The organism is Pseudomonas sp. ADAK13 (assembly GCF_012935715.1).
Taxonomy (GTDB): domain Bacteria; phylum Pseudomonadota; class Gammaproteobacteria; order Pseudomonadales; family Pseudomonadaceae; genus Aquipseudomonas.
The window spans coordinates 655008-674485 of sequence record NZ_CP052860.1; the positions used below are offsets into that span (position 1 = coordinate 655008).

The following is a 19478-nucleotide window of genomic DNA, read 5'->3' on the forward strand; positions in this document are numbered from 1 at the left end:
ATCGCAGCCTCGCCGGGGCTCGACAGCTCCCACATTGGATCTTCAGTGCCCTTAAGTGAGCTGTTCGGCGACCGATTCCGGGATATCGGCGTTGGAATAAACGTTCTGCACGTCATCCAGGTCTTCAAGCATATCGAGCATCTTGAGCACCTTCTGCGCGCCGTCCAGGTCCAGTTCGGCACTGGTGGTCGGCAGCATCACGATTTCCGCATCGGTACCTCTGAAACCGGCCGCTTCCAGGGCGTTACGCACCGAATAGAAGCCCGCGAACGAGGTAAACACGTCGATGGAACCGTCTTCATTGGTCACCACGTCGTCGGCATCGGCCTCCATCGCCGCTTCGATCAGCGCATCTTCATCAACGCCCGGCGCGAAGGAAATCTGCCCCTTGCGCTCAAACAGGTAGGCCACCGAACCATCGGTGCCCAGGTTGCCGCCACATTTGCTGAACGCATGGCGCACGGCCGCCGCGGTACGGTTGCGGTTGTCGGTCATGCACTCGACCATCACCGCCACGCCACCCGGGCCGTAGCCTTCGTAGCTCAACTCGACCATGTCATCGGTATCGGCCGCACCGGCGCCACGGGCCACGGCGCGGTCGATGATGTCGCGGCTCATGTTGGCGCCGAGGGCCTTGTCCAGGGCCAGGCGCAGACGCGGGTTGGAGCCCGGGTCACCGCCACCCTGGCGGGCAGCGACCGTCAGCTCGCGAATCCACTTGGTGAAAATCTTGCCTTTCTTGGCATCCTGACGCTCTTTGCGGTGCTTGATGTTCGCCCACTTGGAATGGCCAGCCATAACACAACTCCGAAATTCTGTAGAAACCTGTCGATCCCGCCCCAGGCGGGACTTCCCTCTTAAACGTACAGCCCTTGTAACGCAAAGGCGCATCCGAAGATGCGCCCTTAGCTGACAATGTAAAACCTTATCGCGCTTTCACGCTGCGGCCTTACTCAGCCTTTGGTGTCTCGCGCAGACGGATATGCAGCTCGCGCAGTGCCTTGGCATCCACCACACCCGGTGCCTGCGTCATGACGTCGGCAGCACTTTGGGTTTTCGGGAAGGCAATCACTTCACGGATCGACTGGGCACCGGTCATCAGCATCACCAGACGGTCCAGGCCGAAGGCCAGGCCGCCATGGGGTGGCGCGCCGTATTTCAGGGCGTCAAGCAGGAAGCCGAACTTCTCTTGCTGTTCGTCTTCGTCGATACCCAGCAGGCGGAAGACCGATTGCTGCATCTCCTTGCGGTGGATACGGATCGAACCGCCACCCAGTTCGGTGCCGTTCAGCACCATGTCGTAGGCACGGGACAGAGCGCCAGCCGGGTTGGCTTCCAGCTCTTGCGGCGTGCACTTCGGCGCGGTGAACGGGTGGTGCAGCGCGCTGAAGCTGCCGTCGTCGTTCTCTTCGAACATCGGGAAGTCGACCACCCACATCGGCGCCCACTTGCAGGTCAGCAGGTTCAGGTCGTTGCCGACCTTGATCCGCAATGCACCCAGCGCTTCGCTGACGATCTTGGACTTGTCGGCACCGAAGAACACGATGTCGCCGTCGACCGCGCCAACACGATCCAGGATCACGTTGAGGTTGGCCTCAGGGATGTTCTTGACGATTGGCGACTGCAGGCCTTCAACACCCTTGGCGCGCTCGTTGACCTTGATGTACGCCAGGCCCTTGGCACCGTAGATGCCGACGAACTTGGTGTAATCGTCGATCTGCTTGCGCGGCATGCTCGCAGCGCCAGGCACACGCAGGGCGGCAATACGGCATTTCGGGTCGTTGGCCGGGCCGCTGAACACCTTGAAGTCGACGTCTTTGAGTTGGTCTTCAACGTCAACCAGTTCCAGCGGGTTACGCAGGTCTGGCTTGTCGGAACCGTAACGGCGCATGGCTTCTTCGAAGGTCATGTGCGGGAATTCGCCGAATTCCAGGTCCAGCACTTCCTTGAACAGGTTGCGGATCATTTGTTCGGTGATGCCCATGATCTCTTTTTCATCGAGGAAGCTGGTCTCGATGTCGATCTGGGTGAATTCCGGCTGGCGGTCGGCCCGCAGGTCTTCGTCACGGAAGCATTTGGCGATCTGGTAGTAACGGTCGAAGCCGGCAACCATCAGCAGCTGCTTGAACAGCTGTGGCGACTGCGGCAAGGCGAAGAAGGAACCGGCGTGGGTACGGCTCGGCACCAGGTAGTCGCGGGCGCCTTCCGGAGTAGCGCGGGTCAGGATCGGCGTCTCGACGTCGAGGAAGCCGTTCTCGTCCAGGAAGCGGCGGATGCTGGTGGTCATGCGCGAACGCAGACGCAGCTTCTCGGCCATTTCCGGGCGACGCAGGTCGAGGAAGCGATAACGCAGGCGGGTTTCTTCGCCAACGTCCGAGAACTCGTTCAGCGGGAACGGCGGGGTTTCCGACTCGTTCAGTACTTCAAGCTCGTAGCCCAGTACTTCGATCATGCCCGACGCCATGTTGGCGTTGGTGGCACCGGCCGGACGCAGGCGAACCTTGCCGGTGATCTTCACGACGTACTCGCTGCGCACGCGATCGGCGGCGGCGAAGCTCTCGGCGCGGTCCGGATCGAACACCACCTGGGCCAGACCATCACGATCACGGATATCGAGGAAGATCACCCCGCCGTGGTCGCGGCGACGGTGAACCCATCCGCAAAGGGTGATTTCCTGACCTTCCAGGGTCTCGTTCAGTTGGCCGCAATAGTGGCTGCGCATCATGATAGTGGTTTCGCTTCTCGTAATTCGAAATTCGGTGGAGGCCTGCCTCATCACCGTACAGCTAAGTCAGGTGACGGATAATGCAGGAGCCTGCGCGTAGAGTTCAACTCAGTCTGCTTTGTCGCCGCCGGCCAGATTCTTCTTCGAACCGGTCTTGAAGTCGGTCTCGTACCAGCCGTTGCCACTCAGGCGAAAGCCCGGCATGGACAACATCTTTTTAAGCTCCGGTGCCTGGCAGGCAGGGCAATCGACCAGCGGCGCGGCGCTGATCTTTTGAATGGCTTCCAACTGATGACCACAGGAAGCGCATTGATAGTCGTACATGGGCATGGAGATGTCTCGGCGATCAGATCATTACTGCGCCACGCCCTGCCCTGACTGTGTCCCGTGGGAAAGTCCCGGCATGCGCAGCAAAGCCCGGGATTATATCTGGTAAATCGAGGCTGTGCAGCCGTGGCGGCGTGCTGCTCTTTATATAGGTGGCTGCAGCAGGCTTGTGCCAGGCGCCCGACCCGGGGCAATCCCGGGGCTGGCAGCTGGCACAAGGATCACGCCTGGCCCAAAGGGACACTTGGCGCGGTGCCGCGTCCTTTCAATAAATGAACCACGCACACCACCCTGACCAGACCGCTGAAGTTCTTTACACCGCCATAACGCAAGTGCACTTCGCGGTCCACGTAAGACAGCAGCGCACTGACCGAACAGGTATTGATCCTGGCTATCTCCGTGAGGATATTCCAATAGACTTCTTCAAGTCGCAAACACGTCGAAAAACCATTAAGCCGAACGGATCGGGACAATGGCCTGGCCAGGTTCATATCAAACCCCTTGGCAAAGGGATCTACCTTTATCTTGTGCAACCCGCACGTTTCCATCACTCCATTACCTGCTCCGCGTGACATACACTTGACACTCCATTGCCTGACGGCCACCCATCAATCGTTCTTGTTGGCCGTTGGGCCTATAAAACATCAAGAAGACAAGTGCAGCCAGAAGACAGGGAGCTGATCGCCGTAGGACAAGCCAACGCGCGTATCAGGAAGCTCGCAGGGTGAAGGGAGTCGCCGGAAAGCAGGCATGCGAGGGGCGTCGGTTCAACGCCCACCCGCAACCGGTGTTACTTGTTTTCGAGCAGGGAGCGCAACATCCACGCGGTCTTTTCATGAACTTGCATACGCTGGGTCAGCAAGTCCGCAGTAGGCTCGTCGCTGACTTTATCCAACAACGGGAAGATGCCCCGGGCGGTGCGGGTAACCGCTTCCTGGCCCTCGACCAACTGCTTGATCATGTCTTCAGCGCTCGGCACGCCCTCTTCTTCCTTGATTGAAGAAAGTCGCGCGTACACCGAGTAAGCACCCGGCGCCGGAAAGCCCAGGGCGCGGATCCGCTCGGCAATTGAATCCACCGCCAGCGCCAGCTCGTTGTACTGCTCTTCAAACATCAAGTGCAGTGTGCGAAACATGGGGCCCGTGACGTTCCAATGGAAGTTGTGGGTCTTCAGGTAAAGTACATAGGTATCGGAAAGCAGCCGCGAAAGTCCATCAACGATTGATTTACGATCTTCTTCACTGATACCAATATCGATTGCCATGTTTTTCCCCTTCAATTGATAAAAAATTCATTGATCAGGTGCAGGACCACTCTAGCAAGAGTACCGGCCTTGCGCAGCCCGGCTGACCCTCACGACGTGCGGCAAATCGCCCCTTGCAGAGCGAATCTGCGCGACAGACGGGGCTTCGAGCCCTGCAAGAAAAATTACCCAACGCCTGCGAAAAAGCCTGCACCTGTCTAGGACAAGTGTTTGCCGCAGAAATGCCGTGCCCCTTGTAACAGCCTGAAATGCTTGATTTGAGTAGGCACAGGCTTTGCTGTTAAATAGGCAGCGTGTCGCCACCGTTATTTTTCGCGGTAGCGACATAGGCTGATACCCGTGCACGTGCCCAACGCCTCCCATTGTTCAGAAGCGAACCGTGCCAGTCAGCTCTTCCTCGTGATCCGTCTTAACGTGAGTTAATCAAAATGTTGAAAATCGTCCACCTGCTAACGGGCGCCGCAGCTTTGCTGCTGTCCTTTATCCCCAGCCTGCGATCAGAAACCCTGCCTTACCTGCAACAACCTGACGCTCTCTACCTGACCTTCTTTGGTCTTCTTAACCTGACACTGGCTCCAGTCATTCCTTACTGGAACAAAGGCCCGCGTCATCAACTGCAAAACCTGGTCAGCGCCCTGCTGGTCCTGTCTGTTGTCGTGCAAACCCTCACCCTGCTGGCGCCTATGCCTGAAGTCGGTGGCCACCCGGCCGTCCTGCTCAGCCTGGCAATAGCACTGGTCGCCATCGTTCTTCATCTGGCCATCAGTTTTTACCGTTCCTCCCCGGCCGCTGCGTCGCAAACCTACGACATGACCAACCGGGATACCGGCACGGTCAAGTGGTTCAACACCTCCAAGGGCTTCGGCTTTATTTCCCGGGATTCGGGCGACGATATCTTCGTCCACTTCCGGGCGATTCGCGGCGAAGGCCATCGCGTCCTGGTGGAAGGCCAGCGCGTGGAGTTCTCCGTGATGAACCGTGACAAGGGTTTGCAAGCTGAAGATGTGATCGCCGCGTTGCCGCGTCGCTGATTCCAGCCCCCCGAAAAAAGAAACCGCGATGCAGCCTGGCTGCATCGCGGTTTTTTTATGCCCGGGCATTCACCCCTGCATTAATAATGAGGCGGCGGCGCCTCTTCCTCGGACGACTCGAACTGGCCGCCCATTTCTTCCTGGCGCTTGAGTAGCGCCGTCATCTGCATCTGCAGGCGTTCGACCGCCCGTTGCTGGGTAACCAGGATGTCATTGAGGGTCTCGATGGTGTCGTCTTGAAAGGCCAGGCGACTCTCCAGGTCCATCACACGGTCTTGAAGATCCATGGCTCAAGCCTCCAGGAACGTAAAGTCAGCCGGCAGGATCTCGCGCAGACGTGCACGAATCACCGCCACTTGCTCGTCGCTGTAAGGCTTCGCCGGATGCTTGCCCCAGACCGGCGCCGGCCACGCGGCGTCATCGCGCCTGCGCACGATCACATGCACGTGCAGTTGGCTGACCACGTTGCCCAGGGCACCAATATTCATCTTGTCGGCGCCAAACCCTTCATTAAGCAACTGCGCCAGCGCCGTGCTTTCCTGCCACACCCGCTGCTGGTCAGCGACATCCAGTTGAAACACTTCGCTGATACCGTCTATGCGCGGCACCAGGATGAACCAGGGGTAATTTGAGTCATTGGACAGCAGCAGCCGGCACAGGGGGAAATCCCCGATGGGCAAGGTGTCTTGTTGAAGACGTGGATCTAAGGCGAACACAGCAGTCACTCCCGTTCGGCGGGTCAGGTTTCAGGCGCCCAGCATACCTGCGAATGCCCGGCGCTTCACGGCGAATGCACCGGGCCAAATACGCGCCCAAACAGGACGCCATGAAAAAAAGCGCACCATTTCGAGACAGGTCAATATTTCGGCTACGCTAAATGACCAACGCACCTTCTTTCAGTCAAAGCCAGGACGCGTGACAGGCTTCAAGCACCTGAGCCAGAGGGCTTTCCAGGCGCGAACAGCAGCCTGGAGCAAAAATGCAGCAAGGGCACCACTGCACCAAAATGACCCATTTGTGCCTCAAAGGGATCCGCCGACTACCCACAGAACGGGGTGAACCGGTAACGTTTTGCTCTGGTGCAGGTTTTATGCACCACCGAACAGGAGTACAGCAGGCGCGTCAAGGCCAAACCAAACGGCGTAAAAAGCCCGTGCTTATGCGGTTTTTACAGGGCATTGACAATTTTCACGAAAAAATCACATTCAGTTACTCGTTTGTGCACGCTTGTTGCATTCACCCCCATATGGTCGACAACAGCACCGGCGGGAAGCAGGTGTTTCGCGACAGAAAACAACAGCGGGTCAATGCTTTTCAGGGAAGTGTTAAAACTTTCAAGGGTGACTTTTCCACCCTGAACTCAAGGTTTTAAAACAGTATTGAAGTTGTCAGTTCGGTTACATTCGAACTGTAAATTTGCGACATGGACATAGCAATTTACGACAGGCTCGTAAAGAAGCTGAAAGGATAGATGGGCAAGTATCGCCAATATTGTCAGCGTGATATAAGTTTGCGCCGACACAAAAAAGAAAGAGCCGCCCAGACAAAAATATAGGTGGGACGGCAGTACTCTTCCTAAAACCAAAGGAGCAAATCACGATGCGCGTGATGAAGTGGAGCATGATCGCCCTGGCTGTTTCAGCAGGCACCTCGCAGTTCGCAATGGCGTCCTCTCAGGACGACTCCAAGGGCTTTGTTGAAGACAGTACCTTCAGCATCAACACTCGCCTCCTGAACTTTAGCCGCGACTTCCGTAACAACGACACCGGTAAAAGCCGCGTCGACGAAACCGGCCTGGGCTTCAACGGCCTGTACCAGTCGGGCTTCACCCAAGGCACCATCGGTGTGGGTGTCGACGTGATCGGTCTGTTGGGCGTCAAACTGGACAGCGGCAAGGGTCGTTCCGGCACCGGCCTGTTTCCAACAGGCTCCGACGGTCGCGCTCAAGATGATTACTCCAAAGGCGGCGGCGCAGTTAAGTTCCGTATCTCCGATACGGTCCTGAAAATCGGCGACCAGTACACCACCGCACCTGTATTCGCATCCGATGACAGCCGTCTGCTGCCTGAATTGCCACAAGGTATCTCGTTGACCAGCAACGAGATCAAGGGCCTGAAACTTGAAGGCGGTCACTTCACTTCGAGCGTGGCGCAAGCCCAGACCTACCGCGACAGCCTGGGCCTGACAAAAACTGACTTCATCGGTGGCGTCTACGCCCTGACTCCAGAAGTCAGCGCCAGCCTCTACTACGCGAAGACCGAAGACTACTGGAAGAAAACCTACGCCAACCTGAACTGGACCCATGCGCTGAGCAATGAACAGTCCCTGGCGGTCGACTTCAACATCTACAGCACCAAAAGCGATGGCGCTGGCCTGCAACGGGCTGAGAAGGACGGCACCACCAAACTGGATAACCGTGCCTACAGCTTGCAAGGTGCGTACACCATCCAGGCTCACACCTTTACCCTGGCCTACCAGAAGGTTAGCGGTGACGGTGACTACGGCTACGGCGTAGACGGCGGCGGCACGATCTTCCTTGCCAACTCCATCGCTCGTTCCGACTTCAACGCTGAAGACGAGAAGTCCTTCCAGGCTCGCTACGACCTGAACATGGCGACTTTCGGCGTTCCAGGCCTGAGCTTCATGACTCGCTACGTTAAAGGTACCGGCGCCAATACCGCCGACACTTCGAACGGTAAAGAGTGGGAACGTGACATCGAAGCCAAGTACGTGATCCAGAGCGGCCCGGCCAAAGACCTGAGCCTGCGCGTACGTCAAGCCACTTATCGCTCCAGCGATGGTGTGTACTACGGTTCGGCGTCGATCGACGAACTGCGTCTGATCGCGCAATACCCGCTGAACATCTTGTAATTGGCAGTTTGATTGCAGCGATGACTTAGGGCCTCGGCCCTAACTAAAAAGCCGCTCACTTGTTCGCAAGTGAGCGGCTTTTTTATTGCAACTTAATCTCAACACCTGGATAACTAGCAAGCTAACTATCTAGTTTAACACCACGCATCAAACCTGACACATCGGACAAGTTTGACACGCAAGTCATACCCTCACTTCGCAGCAGTTTCCTGCATCACGCGAATAACCCGCTGCGGGAACGGAATATCGATCCCTGCGCCTTTTAAACGGTCACGCGCCAGTTCATTGAACATGAACATCACGTCCCAGTAATCCGACGTTTTGGTCCAGACTCGCAGGGATACGGTGATTGAACTGTCGCCCAGGGTCGAAACCACGGCTGCCGGTGCAGGATCAGCCAGTACCCGTGGATCCTTGGCCAGTTCCAGCAATACTTCACGCGCTTTCTGCAGGTCGGCTTCATAGTCGACACCCACGTCAAACACCACCTTGCGGGTCGGCTGACGGTTGGTGTTGGTGATGAGGCCGTTGGACAGGCTGCCGTTTGGGATGATCACCGTCTTGTTGTCGCCGGTGCGCAACACGGTGTGAAAGATCTGGATGCTGTCGACGGTACCGGAAGTGCCCTGGGCTTCGATCCAGTCACCAATGCGGAACGGACGGAACAACAGAATCAGCACGCCGCCGGCGAAGTTCGCCAGGCTGCCTTGCAATGCCAGACCGATGGCCAGGGTGGCGGCACCGATCGCGGCAACGAACGAGGTGGTTGCCACGCCGATCATCGAGGCCACGTTGACCACCAGCATGACTTTGAGCGCAATGTTCGCAAGGCTGGTAATGAAGTGTTGCAGTGCCAGGTCAGCATTACGCAGTGCCAGCAAACGCCCCACTCGGTGGGTCAAGACGTTGATCAGCCACCAACCGATGGCCAGGGTGACCACCGCCAGCAAAAATCGGCTGCCATATTCCATGATCATCGGTAACCACGACTCCGAGGTCTTGATCAAGTGATCCACTTCAGCGTTCAAATCCATCTACGTTCTCCTGTTTACCGGATGTACGGCTTTATTTATGCCCACATAACAAATGAGCCCCGAAGGGCTCAATCGTTTCTGCAGGTTCTGGGCGTGGGACGTCAAAAACGCCCTCAGGTTCCCGACGGGGGGCACTCAGTCGCGGAAGTTATTGAACTGCAGCGGCATGTCGAAAGCCTTGGCGCGCAAGGCAGCAATGGCCTCTTGCAAATCGTCACGCTTCTTGCCGGTGATGCGCACCTGCTCGCCCTGGATCGCGGCCTGGACCTTGAGCTTGGCGTCCTTGACGTGAGCGACGATTTTCTTCGCCAGCTCCTTGTCGATGCCCTCTTTGAACACGACTTCCTGCTTCATCAGCTTGCCGGAGGCATACGCGTCCTTGATTTCAAGGCACTGTGCATCGATCTTGCGCTTGACCAGGGACAGCTTGAGGATCTCAATCATCGCTTCAAGCTGGAAATCGGCTTCTGCGGTCAGGTTGACGGTGAGGTCTTTTTCCTTGAACTCGAAGCTGCCCTTGCCCTTCAAGTCATAACGACGATCCAACTCCTTGACGGCGTTCTCGACGGCGTTGGTGAGTTCGTGCTTGTCCAGTTCGGATACCACGTCGAACGACGGCATGTAATTTCTCCAATAAAAAGGGGCGCGGCTCAGTAGAGATGGAGCACGCCCGGGCTAAAATGCCCGGGCATTATAGCGGTTCTTTCGCCTCGTTCACTGCGGGCAGCCTTACGGAGTAAAAACTGATGTCGACCACCTGGCATGTCCTCGGCGCCGGCAGTCTCGGCACGCTGTGGGCCACACGCCTGGCCCGTGCCGGGCTGCCCGTGCGGCTGATCCTGCGAGACCACGCGCGGCTGGCGAGCTATCAGGCGGCCAAGGGCCTGACCCTGGTTGAGCAAGGCGTGGCCCACACCTACCCGGTCGTCGGCGAAACGCCCGACAGTCCGGGGCCAATTCATCGCCTGCTGGTGGCGTGCAAAGCCTACGACGCCCAAGACGCCGTCGCACAGCTTCAACACCGGCTGGCACCCGACGCCGAGCTGATCCTGCTGCAAAATGGCCTGGGCAGCCAGGACGCGGTCGCCGCCCAACTGCCCCAAGCCCGCTGTATTTTTGCCTCCAGCACCGAAGGCGCGTTTCGTGAAAGCGACTGGCGGGTGGTGTTTGCCGGCCATGGCTATACCTGGCTGGGGGATGCGAGCCACCCTACCCCGCCGCTCTGGCTGGATGACCTGCAAGCCGCCGGCATTCCCCATGAGTGGAGCACCGACATCCTCACCCGCTTGTGGCGCAAACTGGCCCTGAACTGTGCGATCAACCCGCTGACCGTGCTGTACGAATGCCGCAATGGCGAGCTGCAAGCCCATCAGTGCGAAGTCGCCACCCTGTGCGCCGAACTCGCCGACCTGCTGGAATGCTGCGGACAACCCGCCGCCGCGCAGGATTTGCAAAGCGAAGTGGAACGCGTGATCCAGGCCACCGCGGCCAACTACTCGTCGATGTACCAGGACGTGATCAGTGCCCGGCGCACCGAAATCAGCTACTTGCTCGGCTACGCCTGCCAGGCGGCGGCTCGCCATCAACTGACCTTGCCGCACCTGCAACAACTCCAGGTGCGATTGGTACAGCGACTGTCTGCACGCGGATTGCCCAGCGACTGAGGCACGCGCTACCCTGCCTGCTTGTTCCTTTGCAGCGAAAACCTCGATGCCACTGCGCCAGCGTCTCGAAAATCTACCGGTTGGGCAGAAACTGCTGGCGGCCCTGCTGGTTTTGTTGACCACCGTGTTGCTGGTGGCCAACCTGACCTTTATCAGCGCCGCCTACTGGATCTCCCAGGAAAGCATGGCCCCCCAGGCCTTGCAGGCCATCGGTCGGCTGGTGTCCAACCCGTCGCTGGCGGCCGAGGCGCTGGACTCACCGCTCAAGGCGCAAACCCTGCTGGATGAACTGACCAGCTACTCGCCATTACGGGCCGCCGCCTTATATGACGGCGAAGGCACCCGCCTGGCCCAGTTGCAACACGCCAATCGCCTGCACCTGCCCGACAATTACCGCGAGATTGAAATCTGGCGCGCCACCGAGTTTCGCAGCAATCAAGTGATCACCATTCCCCGTGCCGGCCAACCGTCCGGGCATTTACTGCTGGTGGCCAGCAGCGAACTGCCGGTGGCCTTCTACACCGGGACGTTCACCGCCAGCCTGGGCATCCTGATTTTCAGTGTGCTGCTGTGGCTGGTGATCGCCCGGCAGATCAAGCGCCTGATTACCCGGCCGATCCATGAATTGGAAGAGTTGTCGCGCCAGGTCACCCGGGAAGAGAACTACGCCCTGCGCGCCGGTCGCGGCAACCACGACGAAATCGGCAGCCTCGCCGAAGCCTTCAACACCATGCTTTCGCGCATCGAAGCCCGCGAGCAGCAACTCAAGCGCGCGCGGGACGATTCCCAGGCCGCCTACGATCAAGCCCAGGGCCTGGCGGAAGAAACCCGCCATACCAACCGCAAGCTGGAGCTGGAAGTCCAGGTGCGCAGCAAGATCGAGAAAAAACTCACCGGGTTCCAGAATTACCTCAACAGCATCATCGACTCGATGCCCTCGGCGCTGATCGCCCTCGACGAACAGCTCTACGTCACCCAATGGAACCAGGAGGCCAGCGCACTTTCCGGCACCCGTCTGGATGAGGCGCTGAACCAGCCGATCTTCCTCGCCTTCCAGCCGCTCAAGCCCTTCCTGCCGCAGATCAAGGCCACGGTGGAGCAACACACTGTGGAGCGGATCGAGCGGGTAACCTGGGTCAAGGATGACGAGCCCAAGCACTACGCCCTGACGTTCTACCCGCTGATGGGCGGTGCCGGGCGCGGCGTGGTCATCCGGATCGACGACATCACCCAGCGCCTGTCCCTGGAAGAAATGATGGTGCAGTCGGAGAAGATGCTCTCGGTCGGCGGCCTGGCCGCCGGCATGGCCCACGAAATCAACAACCCGCTGGGGGCGATCCTGCATAACGTGCAGAACATCCGCCGCCGGCTGTCGCCGGAGCTGCCAAAAAACCTCGAGCATGCCGAACAGGTGGGCATCGAGCTGGAAACAGTGAACCGCTACCTGCAAAGCCGCGAAGTGCCGCAGTTGCTCGACGGCATCCAGCAAGCCGGCGCCCGGGCGGCGAAAATTGTCACCCACATGCTCAGCTTCAGCCGCCGCAGCAATCGCCAGATGGCGCCCTGCGATCTACCGGCGCTGATTGACCAGGCGGTGGAAATTGCCGGCAACGATTTCGACCTCACCGTCGGCTTCGACTTCAAGGGCCAGGCGATCATCCGCCAGTTCGACCCGCAATTGGGCCCGGTGCCCGGCACCGCCAACGAACTGGAACAGGTACTGCTCAACCTGCTGAAAAACGCCGCCCAGGCGATTCATCAGCGCGAAGATGACAGCGAGCCCGGGCGTATCATCCTGCGTACCCGGCTAAACCCGCCGTGGGCGGAAATCCAGGTGGAAGACAACGGCATCGGCATGAGCGAGAACGTGCGCAAGCGCACCTTCGAACCATTTTTCACCACCAAGGAGATCGGCCAGGGCACCGGGCTCGGGTTGTCGGTCTCGTATTTCATCATCACCAACAACCACAAGGGGCAGATGGAAGTCCATTCCACCCTCGGCCAGGGCACCTGCTTCACCTTGCGCCTGCCCCTGGCTGGCAGCCAATTGCCACCCAACGAACTCACTCAACTGGAGCGCTAACCATGGGCTTTCGCCTGTCGAAAATTTACACCCGTACCGGTGACAAGGGCGAAACCGGCCTGGGCGACGGCCGCCGCGTACCCAAGGACCATCCACGGGTGGAGGCGATTGGCGAAGTGGATGCGCTGAACAGCCAGCTGGGTCTGTTGTTGGCAGGCCTGGAGGAACAGAGCGGGCAACACCCGGCGCTGAAGGATGTGATCGAGGTGCTTACGCCCTGCCAGCATCGACTGTTTGACCTGGGCGGTGAGTTGGCCATGCCGGTGTACAAAGCGCTGAATGCCGCGGAAGTCGACCGTTTGGAAGCGGCGATTGATCGCTGGAATGAAGAGGTCGGGCCGCTGGAGAACTTCATTTTGCCGGGAGGTTCGGCGCTGATTGCCCAAGCCCATGTGTGCCGTAGCCTGGCCCGCAGCGCCGAGCGGCGGTGTCAGCACCTGAATGCGGTGGAACCGTTGGAAGGCGTAGGGTTGGCGTATATCAACCGGCTGTCGGACTTGCTGTTTGTGGCAGCACGAGTGATTGCCAAGCGTCAGGGTGTTGCGGAGATTTTGTGGCAGGCGGCCGCGAAGCCGCACTGACGCTTACTGACTGATTGAGACTTGTGGTGAGGGAGCTTGCTCCCTCGCCACAACAAGCGCCCCGGCCTGGTCCTTAAACCTCAGGCCAAAACGCCCTAATCCCTGCCACACCTTGAGCACCGACTTCCCACGCCTTTTCCAGCTCGGCAGGCCCAACCCCACCGAGCAGGAACACCGGTTTGCTGAAGCCGCTGATCAACTGCTGCGCCTGCTCCCAACCCAACAGCTGGGCATCCGGATGAGTCTGGGTCGGCTGCACCGGCGACAACGTCACGAAATCCACGCCCATCAATTCCGCCAACGCCAATTCCTCAGCATTGTGGCAAGACGCCGCCAACCAGCGGTCCTTGGGCAAAGGTCGCCCTTTGCTGGCGTACTTGCGCAGTTGCGCCGAGGTCATGTGCCAGCCGGCTGCGGGAAAATCCCCCAGCCATTCAAACGGCCCTTTCAGCATCAATTGCGCCTTGCCCGCACACAGGCCCACGGCGTCCACCGCCAGGTCGCGGTACTTGGGGTCGTAACCGTTGGGGGCACGCAACTGAACCAGCTTGATGCCGCCAGCGATGGCTTTTTGAATGCCGCGCAACAGCACGGGGGTTTCCAGCTCACCCGGGGTGATCAGGTAGTGCGCCGGCAAACGCGCCGCCGCAACGATCGGCGCATTGGCCGCCGGAAACTCGTAGTTCGGCAGGTCCCGCGGGGCGACCCATTCAAGCGGCTGCCCTTCGGCACCGTGGGGTTCGCCGGTGAAGGCCGAGACTTCCCAGACATCCAGCAACACCTGTTTGTCCGGGTAATCGTGCTGCACCTTGATCAACGGACGAGCCGTTGTGACCTGGATACCCAGCTCTTCCTGCAACTCACGGGACAGCGCGGCAGCGACCGACTCATCGGCCTCCACCTTGCCACCGGGAAACTCCCAGAGGCCACCCTGATGCTGGGTATCGGCGCGGCGCGCCAGCAGAATCCTGCCGTCGACACCCCGGATGACCGCTGCTGCTACATGAACTCGTTTCACCGCACTATTTCCTCTGAATCGGTTTGAAGACCAGCCTGGTGTCAGGTGCGGTATTCCGCGTTGATCTTCACGTACTCGTGGGACAGGTCAGTGGTCCAGATGGTTTCGCTGCACTCACCGCGACCCAATTCGATACGGATGGTGATTTCTTCCTGCTGCATCACCGCAGAACCCTGGGCTTCGGTGTACGTCTCGGCACGGGCGCCACGGCTGGCGATGCACACCTCGCCGAGGAACACGTCGATCTTGCTCACGTCCAGGTTCGGCACACCGGCACGGCCAACAGCGGCCAGGATACGGCCCCAGTTCGGGTCGGAGGCAAACAGCGCAGTCTTGATCAATGGCGAGTGAGCCACGGTGTAGCCCACATCCAGGCATTCCTGGTGATTGCCGCCGCCGTTGACTTCAACCGTCACAAACTTGGTGGCGCCTTCGCCGTCGCGCACGATGGCCTGGGCCACGTCCATGCACACTTCGAACACGGCCTGCTTCAACGCCGCGAAATACGCGCCGTTGGACGAGGTGATTTCCGGCAGGTCGGCCTTGCCGGTAGCGATCAACATGCAGCAGTCGTTGGTCGACGTATCACCGTCGATGGTGATGCGGTTGAACGACTTGTTGGCGCCGTCGAGCATCAGGTTTTGCAGCACGTCACGGGACACTTTGGCGTCGGTGGCGATGTAGCCAAGCATGGTCGCCATGTTCGGGCGAATCATGCCGGCGCCTTTGCTGATGCCGGTCACGGTGATGGTCACGCCTTCATGCACAAACTGGCGGCTCGCGCCTTTGGGCAGGGTGTCGGTGGTCATGATGCCGGTGGCCGCAGCCGCCCAGTTATCCACCGACAGGTCATCCAGTGCGGCTTGCAGCGCGCCTTCGATTTTCTCTACCGGCAGCGGCTCACCGATCACGCCGGTGGAATACGGCAGCACCTGGCTGGCATCAACGCCAGTCAGTTCGGCCAGCTTGGCGCAGGTGCGGGCAGCGGCGGCCAGGCCAGGCTCGCCGGTGCCGGCGTTGGCATTGCCGGTGTTGGTCAACAGATAACGCACCGGGCCTTCAACCCGCTGCTTGGCCAAAATCACCGGTGCCGCGCAAAACGCGTTCAGGGTGAACACACCCGCGACGGTCGAGCCTTCGGCACAACGCATCACCACCACATCCTTGCGCCCCGGGCGTTTGATGCCGGCCGAAGCAATACCGAGTTCAAAACCGGCAACCGGGTGCAACGTGGGCAAAGGACCAAGACCAACAGCCATGAATGCGCTCCTAAAAATAGTGGATGTGTGACCCGTCGCTATCGACGGTGACAAAATGGCAAAACGCCGCGACGGCTGATGCCGGTCGCGGCGCGGGGTGTTGCAGCGTCAGGCGAAAATCTTAGTTGATTTCGCCGTGGCAGTGTTTGAACTTCTTGCCCGAACCGCACCAGCACAGTTCGTTGCGGCCCAGCTTCTGCTCATTGCGCACCGGGGCCTGGGCCAGGGCCACATCGACCTCTTCACCCAACACTTCCGGAGCCTCAAGACCAGGCGCTTCGTCATGCTGGAACTGCATGCGCGCAGCCAGTGCCTCGGCTTCCTGACGCAGGCGAGCTTCTTCCTCGATCGGGTCTTCGCGACGCACCTGAACGTGGGACAGCACACGAATCGAATCGCGCTTGATCGAATCCAGCAGCTCGGAGAACAGCGTGAACGACTCGCGCTTGTACTCCTGCTTCGGGTTCTTCTGGGCGTAGCCACGCAGGTGGATGCCGTGACGCAGGTGATCCATGGTCGACAGGTGGTCTTTCCACAGGTCGTCCAGCACGCGCAGTACGATTTGCTTCTCGAAGGTGCGCAGTGCTTCGGCACTCGCCTGCTCTTCTTTTTCGTTGTAGGCGGCCAGCAGCTCGGTCATGAGCTTCTCGCGCAGGGTTTCTTCGTACAGGTGGTCGTCTTCGTCGAGCCATTGCTGGACCGGCAAGTCGACACCGAAGTCGCTCTTCAACGCCGCTTCCAGACCGGCAACATCCCACTGCTCAGGCAGCGACTGTGGCGGAATGTGTGCGCTGACCGTGGCGTTGAGCACGTCCTGGCGGAAATCGGCAATGGTCTCGCCGATGTTGGTGGCGGCCAACAAACTGTTACGCATGTGATAAATCACTTTACGCTGTTCGTTGTTGACGTCATCGAACTCGAGCAATTGCTTACGAATGTCGAAGTTGCGGCCTTCTACCTTGCGCTGGGCCTTCTCGATGGCGTTGGTCACCATGCGGTGCTCAATCGCTTCACCGGACTGCATGCCCAGGGCTTTCATGAAGTTCTTCACCCGGTCAGAGGCGAAGATGCGCATCAGGCTGTCTTCCAGGGACAGGTAGAAGCGGCTGGAACCGGCGTCACCCTGACGACCGGCACGACCACGCAGCTGGTTGTCGATACGGCGCGATTCGTGACGCTCGGAAGCGATCACCTGCAAGCCGCCGGACTCCAGCACTTGCTGGTGACGCTTCTGCCAGTCGGCCTTGATTTGCGCGATCTGCTCAGGCGTCGGGTCTTCCAGGGAAGCCACTTCCACTTCCCAGTTACCGCCCAACAGGATGTCGGTACCACGACCGGCCATGTTGGTGGCGATGGTCAGTGCGCCTGGGCGACCGGCCTGGGCGATGATTTCCGCTTCTTTTTCGTGGAACTTGGCGTTGAGAACCTTGTGCTCGATGCCTTCCTTGTTCAGCAAGCCCGACATGTGCTCGGAAGTTTCGATGGTGGCCGTACCCACCAGCACCGGACGGCCCTGGGCCATGCATTCCTTGATGTCGGCGACGATTGCAGCGTATTTCTCGTCGGCGGTCAGGAACACCAGGTCGTTGAAGTCTTTACGCGCCAGCGGTTTGTTCGGCGGGATAACCATCACCGACAGACCGTAGATCTGGTGGAACTCGAACGCTTCGGTGTCGGCTGTACCGGTCATGCCGGACAGTTTGTTGTACAGACGGAAGTAGTTCTGGAAGGTGGTCGAGGCCAGGGTCTGGCTTTCAGCCTGGATGTTCAGGACTTCCTTGGCTTCGATCGCCTGGTGCAGGCCTTCCGACAAACGGCGACCCGGCATGGTACGACCGGTGTGTTCGTCGACCAGTACGACCTGGCCGTCCTGCACGATGTATTCGACGTTGCGATGGAACAGCTTGTGTGCGCGCAGGCCGGCATACACGTGGGTCAACAGGCCCAGGTTGTGCGCCGAGTACAGGCTCTCGCCTTCAGCCAGCAGGCCGATCTGGGTCAGCATGTCTTCGACGAACTGGTGACCGGCTTCGTTGAGCTCGACCTGACGGGTCTTCTCGTCGATGGTGAAGTGACCTTCTTTGGTCACCACGCCTTCCACTTCCTCGATGTGTTGCTCGAGGCGCGGGATCAGCTTGTTGATCTCGGTGTACAGGCGCGAGCTGTCCTCGGCCTGACCGGAGATGATCAGCGGGGTACGGGCTTCGTCGATCAGGATGGAGTCGACTTCGTCGATCACGGCAAAATTGAGTTCGCGCTGGAATTTTTCTTCCATGCTGAACGCCATGTTGTCGCGCAGGTAGTCGAAACCGAATTCGTTGTTGGTGCCGTAGGTGATGTCGGCAGCGTAGGCGGCGCGCTTCTCTTCCGGCGGCTGGAACGGCGTGACAACGCCGACGGTCAGGCCGAGGAATTCATACAGCGGGCGCATCCAGTTGGCATCCCGGCGAGCCAGGTAGTCGTTCACCGTCACAACGTGCACGCCCTTGCCGGACAGTGCATTGAGGTAAACGCCCAGGGTTGCCACCAGGGTCTTGCCTTCACCGGTACGCATTTCGGCAATCATGCCTTCATGCAAGGTCATGCCGCCGATCAACTGAACGTCGAAGTGGCGCATGCCCATGACACGCTTGCCGGCTTCACGGGCGACCGCAAAGGCTTCGGGAAGCAGCTTGTCGAGGGTTTCACCTTTGGCTATGCGGGCCTTGAACTCTTCGGTCTTGGCGCGCAATTGCTCGTCCGAAAGGGCAACCATCTGCTCTTCGAAGGCATTGACCAGCTGCACCGTCTTGAGCATGCGTTTGACTTCGCGCTCATTCTTGCTTCCAAAAAGTTTCTTTAACAAAGGCGCAAACATATCGGCAGGTTCTTCCACACATAGGGATGGAGGGCGCCCCGTGAGTCGCCCGAGCAGCCCTCACGGCCGCATGCGAACGAGCATTCTACCCGGAAACGTGGGTGAGGAAAGTGGCGTTATTCCACGATGCTGGCACGGCGCTCTTGGAGGGCTTGTTTAAAATAAGGGCTTTTTGCTGAACTTCAACCCATTCGGGTAATAAGTTACTCGTTGATTTAATGGATAAACTGCCGGTAATGCAATGGCCGCGGCGTCGCAGACGCTTTCTGCTACCATGGCCTCTCTGTTACTTAAGGTGTCTAGTCATGGCATTTCGCCCTCTTACGGCCCGTGCTCCCGCCGTGTTGCTTCGCGAAGCCAAGCCTTTAAAAGCCATCTTTGGCCATGCGCAACGCCTTGGTCATTTGCAACGCCTGGTAGAAAGCCAACTGCAACCCGCCGCCCGCGAACACTGCCACGTGGCCTCGTGGCGTGAAGGCAATCTGCTGCTGATCGTCACCGACGGCCATTGGGCGACGCGCCTGCGTTATCAGCAAAAACGCTTGCAGCGCCAATTGATGGCCTTCGACGAATTCGCCAGCCTGACGCGTATCCAGTTCAAGGTGCAGCCGCCGACCGTGCAGCAAGGAGCGGCGGGGCATACCATGGACTTGTCGGAGATTGCGGCCGAAACCATTCAGGCCACGGCAGACGGGATTACCGATCCGAACTTGCGCGCTGCGCTGGAGCGCCTGGCCGCTCACGCCAAACCGAAGGCGTGAGGG

General features: G+C 59.2%; 19 protein-coding genes. 7 read left to right on the forward strand and 12 right to left on the reverse strand.

Going from position 1 to position 19478, the window contains the following annotated elements; all coding sequences use genetic code 11:
• Positions 1-51: 51 nt before the first annotated feature.
• The 5 genes from HKK54_RS03165 to HKK54_RS03185 all read right to left on the reverse strand — a co-directional run bounded on the left by HKK54_RS03165 (position 52) and on the right by HKK54_RS03185 (position 4316).
• On the reverse strand, positions 52-798 hold the full coding sequence (locus tag HKK54_RS03165; protein ID WP_169386124.1) for a YebC/PmpR family DNA-binding transcriptional regulator: 747 nt from the start codon (positions 796-798) through the stop codon (positions 52-54).
• Between the two features lie 151 nt (positions 799-949).
• On the reverse strand, positions 950-2725 hold the full coding sequence (aspS, locus tag HKK54_RS03170) for an aspartate--tRNA ligase (protein WP_169386125.1): 1776 nt from the start codon (positions 2723-2725) through the stop codon (positions 950-952).
• A 108-nt stretch (positions 2726-2833) separates the two neighbouring features.
• Entirely contained in the window at positions 2834-3055 is a 222-nt protein-coding gene (locus HKK54_RS03175; RefSeq protein ID WP_003209804.1) for an FmdB family zinc ribbon protein, read from the reverse strand.
• A 218-nt stretch (positions 3056-3273) separates the two neighbouring features.
• Entirely contained in the window at positions 3274-3627 is a 354-nt protein-coding gene (locus tag HKK54_RS03180; protein WP_169386126.1) for a ribbon-helix-helix domain-containing protein, read from the reverse strand.
• Positions 3628-3842: 215 nt separating this feature from the next.
• Positions 3843-4316: a Dps family protein gene (locus tag HKK54_RS03185; RefSeq protein ID WP_003209800.1), complete on the reverse strand. Its 474-nt coding sequence runs from the start codon at positions 4314-4316 to the stop codon at positions 3843-3845.
• 428 nt (positions 4317-4744) lie between these two features.
• On the opposite strand from HKK54_RS03185, the gene HKK54_RS33780 reads away from it, so the two are divergent.
• Positions 4745-5347: a cold-shock protein gene (locus HKK54_RS33780; protein ID WP_169386127.1), complete on the forward strand. Its 603-nt coding sequence runs from the start codon at positions 4745-4747 to the stop codon at positions 5345-5347.
• Between the two features lie 80 nt (positions 5348-5427).
• Here HKK54_RS33780 and HKK54_RS03195 read toward each other — a convergent pair whose 3' ends face one another.
• Positions 5428-5634, reverse strand: a complete 207-nt coding sequence (locus HKK54_RS03195) for a SlyX family protein (RefSeq protein ID WP_169386128.1) — start codon at positions 5632-5634, stop codon at positions 5428-5430.
• 3 nt (positions 5635-5637) lie between these two features.
• Positions 5638-6063, reverse strand: a complete 426-nt coding sequence (locus tag HKK54_RS03200) for an HIT domain-containing protein (RefSeq protein WP_169386129.1) — start codon at positions 6061-6063, stop codon at positions 5638-5640.
• A 263-nt stretch (positions 6064-6326) separates the two neighbouring features.
• On the opposite strand from HKK54_RS03200, the gene HKK54_RS03205 reads away from it, so the two are divergent.
• Both HKK54_RS03205 and HKK54_RS03210 read left to right on the forward strand, forming a co-directional pair.
• Positions 6327-6719, forward strand: a complete 393-nt coding sequence (locus HKK54_RS03205; protein ID WP_169386130.1) for a hypothetical protein — start codon at positions 6327-6329, stop codon at positions 6717-6719.
• A gap of 227 nt (positions 6720-6946) precedes the next feature.
• Entirely contained in the window at positions 6947-8218 is a 1272-nt protein-coding gene (locus tag HKK54_RS03210) for an OprD family porin (RefSeq protein WP_003209790.1), read from the forward strand.
• Positions 8219-8409: 191 nt separating this feature from the next.
• Here HKK54_RS03210 and HKK54_RS03215 read toward each other — a convergent pair whose 3' ends face one another.
• Positions 8410-9252 (reverse strand): mechanosensitive ion channel family protein, encoded by an 843-nt coding sequence (locus tag HKK54_RS03215; RefSeq protein ID WP_169386131.1) that lies wholly within the window; start codon positions 9250-9252, stop codon positions 8410-8412.
• Between the two features lie 135 nt (positions 9253-9387).
• Complete coding sequence (locus HKK54_RS03220; protein WP_010169962.1) at positions 9388-9873, reverse strand: YajQ family cyclic di-GMP-binding protein; 486 nt, start codon at positions 9871-9873, stop codon at positions 9388-9390.
• A gap of 125 nt (positions 9874-9998) precedes the next feature.
• Here HKK54_RS03220 and HKK54_RS03225 point away from each other — a divergent pair, with 125 nt between their 5' ends.
• Genes HKK54_RS03225 through HKK54_RS03235 form a run of 3 tightly spaced genes read left to right on the forward strand, consistent with a single transcriptional unit; the run spans position 9999 to position 13580 of the window.
• Complete coding sequence (locus tag HKK54_RS03225) at positions 9999-10916, forward strand: putative 2-dehydropantoate 2-reductase (protein WP_169386132.1); 918 nt, start codon at positions 9999-10001, stop codon at positions 10914-10916.
• A gap of 46 nt (positions 10917-10962) precedes the next feature.
• A complete protein-coding gene (locus HKK54_RS03230) occupies positions 10963-12999 on the forward strand; it encodes a sensor histidine kinase (protein WP_169386133.1) in 2037 nt (678 codons plus the stop codon).
• A gap of 2 nt (positions 13000-13001) precedes the next feature.
• Positions 13002-13580 carry a cob(I)yrinic acid a,c-diamide adenosyltransferase gene (locus HKK54_RS03235; RefSeq protein WP_063027599.1) on the forward strand — a complete coding sequence of 193 codons (579 nt, stop codon included), beginning with the start codon at positions 13002-13004 and terminating at the stop codon, positions 13578-13580.
• Positions 13581-13653: 73 nt separating this feature from the next.
• On the opposite strand, the gene HKK54_RS03240 is transcribed toward HKK54_RS03235, so the two are convergent.
• From HKK54_RS03240 to secA, 3 genes are all read right to left on the reverse strand, one after another.
• Complete coding sequence (locus HKK54_RS03240) at positions 13654-14598, reverse strand: Nudix family hydrolase (RefSeq protein WP_169386134.1); 945 nt, start codon at positions 14596-14598, stop codon at positions 13654-13656.
• A 41-nt stretch (positions 14599-14639) separates the two neighbouring features.
• A complete protein-coding gene (argJ, locus tag HKK54_RS03245) occupies positions 14640-15857 on the reverse strand; it encodes a bifunctional glutamate N-acetyltransferase/amino-acid acetyltransferase ArgJ (protein ID WP_010169967.1) in 1218 nt (405 codons plus the stop codon).
• A 121-nt stretch (positions 15858-15978) separates the two neighbouring features.
• The gene (gene secA / locus HKK54_RS03250; protein WP_010169968.1) at positions 15979-18714 is read right to left on the reverse strand and encodes a preprotein translocase subunit SecA; all 2736 of its coding nucleotides are present in this window, start codon (positions 18712-18714) and stop codon (positions 15979-15981) included.
• Positions 18715-19019: 305 nt separating this feature from the next.
• Here secA and HKK54_RS03255 point away from each other — a divergent pair, with 305 nt between their 5' ends.
• Positions 19020-19475, forward strand: a complete 456-nt coding sequence (locus HKK54_RS03255; RefSeq protein WP_010169969.1) for a DUF721 domain-containing protein — start codon at positions 19020-19022, stop codon at positions 19473-19475.
• The last annotated feature ends 3 nt before the right edge of the window (positions 19476-19478 follow it).

What these genes read in the sequence shown, in the direction of transcription:
- secA (WP_010169968.1), bottom strand. Translation starts at nt 18,714, where the DNA reads ATGTTTGCGCCTTTGTTAAAGAAACTTTTTGGAAGCAAGAATGAGCGC.
- HKK54_RS03230 (WP_169386133.1), top strand. Translation starts at nt 10,963, where the DNA reads ATGCCACTGCGCCAGCGTCTCGAAAATCTACCGGTTGGGCAGAAACTG.
- HKK54_RS33780 (WP_169386127.1), top strand. Translation starts at nt 4,745, where the DNA reads ATGTTGAAAATCGTCCACCTGCTAACGGGCGCCGCAGCTTTGCTGCTG.
- HKK54_RS03235 (WP_063027599.1), top strand. Translation starts at nt 13,002, where the DNA reads ATGGGCTTTCGCCTGTCGAAAATTTACACCCGTACCGGTGACAAGGGC.
- HKK54_RS03175 (WP_003209804.1), bottom strand. Translation starts at nt 3,055, where the DNA reads ATGCCCATGTACGACTATCAATGCGCTTCCTGTGGTCATCAGTTGGAA.
- HKK54_RS03210 (WP_003209790.1), top strand. Translation starts at nt 6,947, where the DNA reads ATGCGCGTGATGAAGTGGAGCATGATCGCCCTGGCTGTTTCAGCAGGC.
- HKK54_RS03205 (WP_169386130.1), top strand. Translation starts at nt 6,327, where the DNA reads ATGCAGCAAGGGCACCACTGCACCAAAATGACCCATTTGTGCCTCAAA.
- aspS (WP_169386125.1), bottom strand. Translation starts at nt 2,725, where the DNA reads ATGATGCGCAGCCACTATTGCGGCCAACTGAACGAGACCCTGGAAGGT.
- HKK54_RS03220 (WP_010169962.1), bottom strand. Translation starts at nt 9,873, where the DNA reads ATGCCGTCGTTCGACGTGGTATCCGAACTGGACAAGCACGAACTCACC.
- HKK54_RS03255 (WP_010169969.1), top strand. Translation starts at nt 19,020, where the DNA reads ATGGCATTTCGCCCTCTTACGGCCCGTGCTCCCGCCGTGTTGCTTCGC.
- HKK54_RS03180 (WP_169386126.1), bottom strand. Translation starts at nt 3,627, where the DNA reads ATGTCACGCGGAGCAGGTAATGGAGTGATGGAAACGTGCGGGTTGCAC.
- argJ (WP_010169967.1), bottom strand. Translation starts at nt 15,857, where the DNA reads ATGGCTGTTGGTCTTGGTCCTTTGCCCACGTTGCACCCGGTTGCCGGT.
- HKK54_RS03165 (WP_169386124.1), bottom strand. Translation starts at nt 798, where the DNA reads ATGGCTGGCCATTCCAAGTGGGCGAACATCAAGCACCGCAAAGAGCGT.
- HKK54_RS03225 (WP_169386132.1), top strand. Translation starts at nt 9,999, where the DNA reads ATGTCGACCACCTGGCATGTCCTCGGCGCCGGCAGTCTCGGCACGCTG.
- HKK54_RS03195 (WP_169386128.1), bottom strand. Translation starts at nt 5,634, where the DNA reads ATGGATCTTCAAGACCGTGTGATGGACCTGGAGAGTCGCCTGGCCTTT.
- HKK54_RS03185 (WP_003209800.1), bottom strand. Translation starts at nt 4,316, where the DNA reads ATGGCAATCGATATTGGTATCAGTGAAGAAGATCGTAAATCAATCGTT.
- HKK54_RS03215 (WP_169386131.1), bottom strand. Translation starts at nt 9,252, where the DNA reads ATGGATTTGAACGCTGAAGTGGATCACTTGATCAAGACCTCGGAGTCG.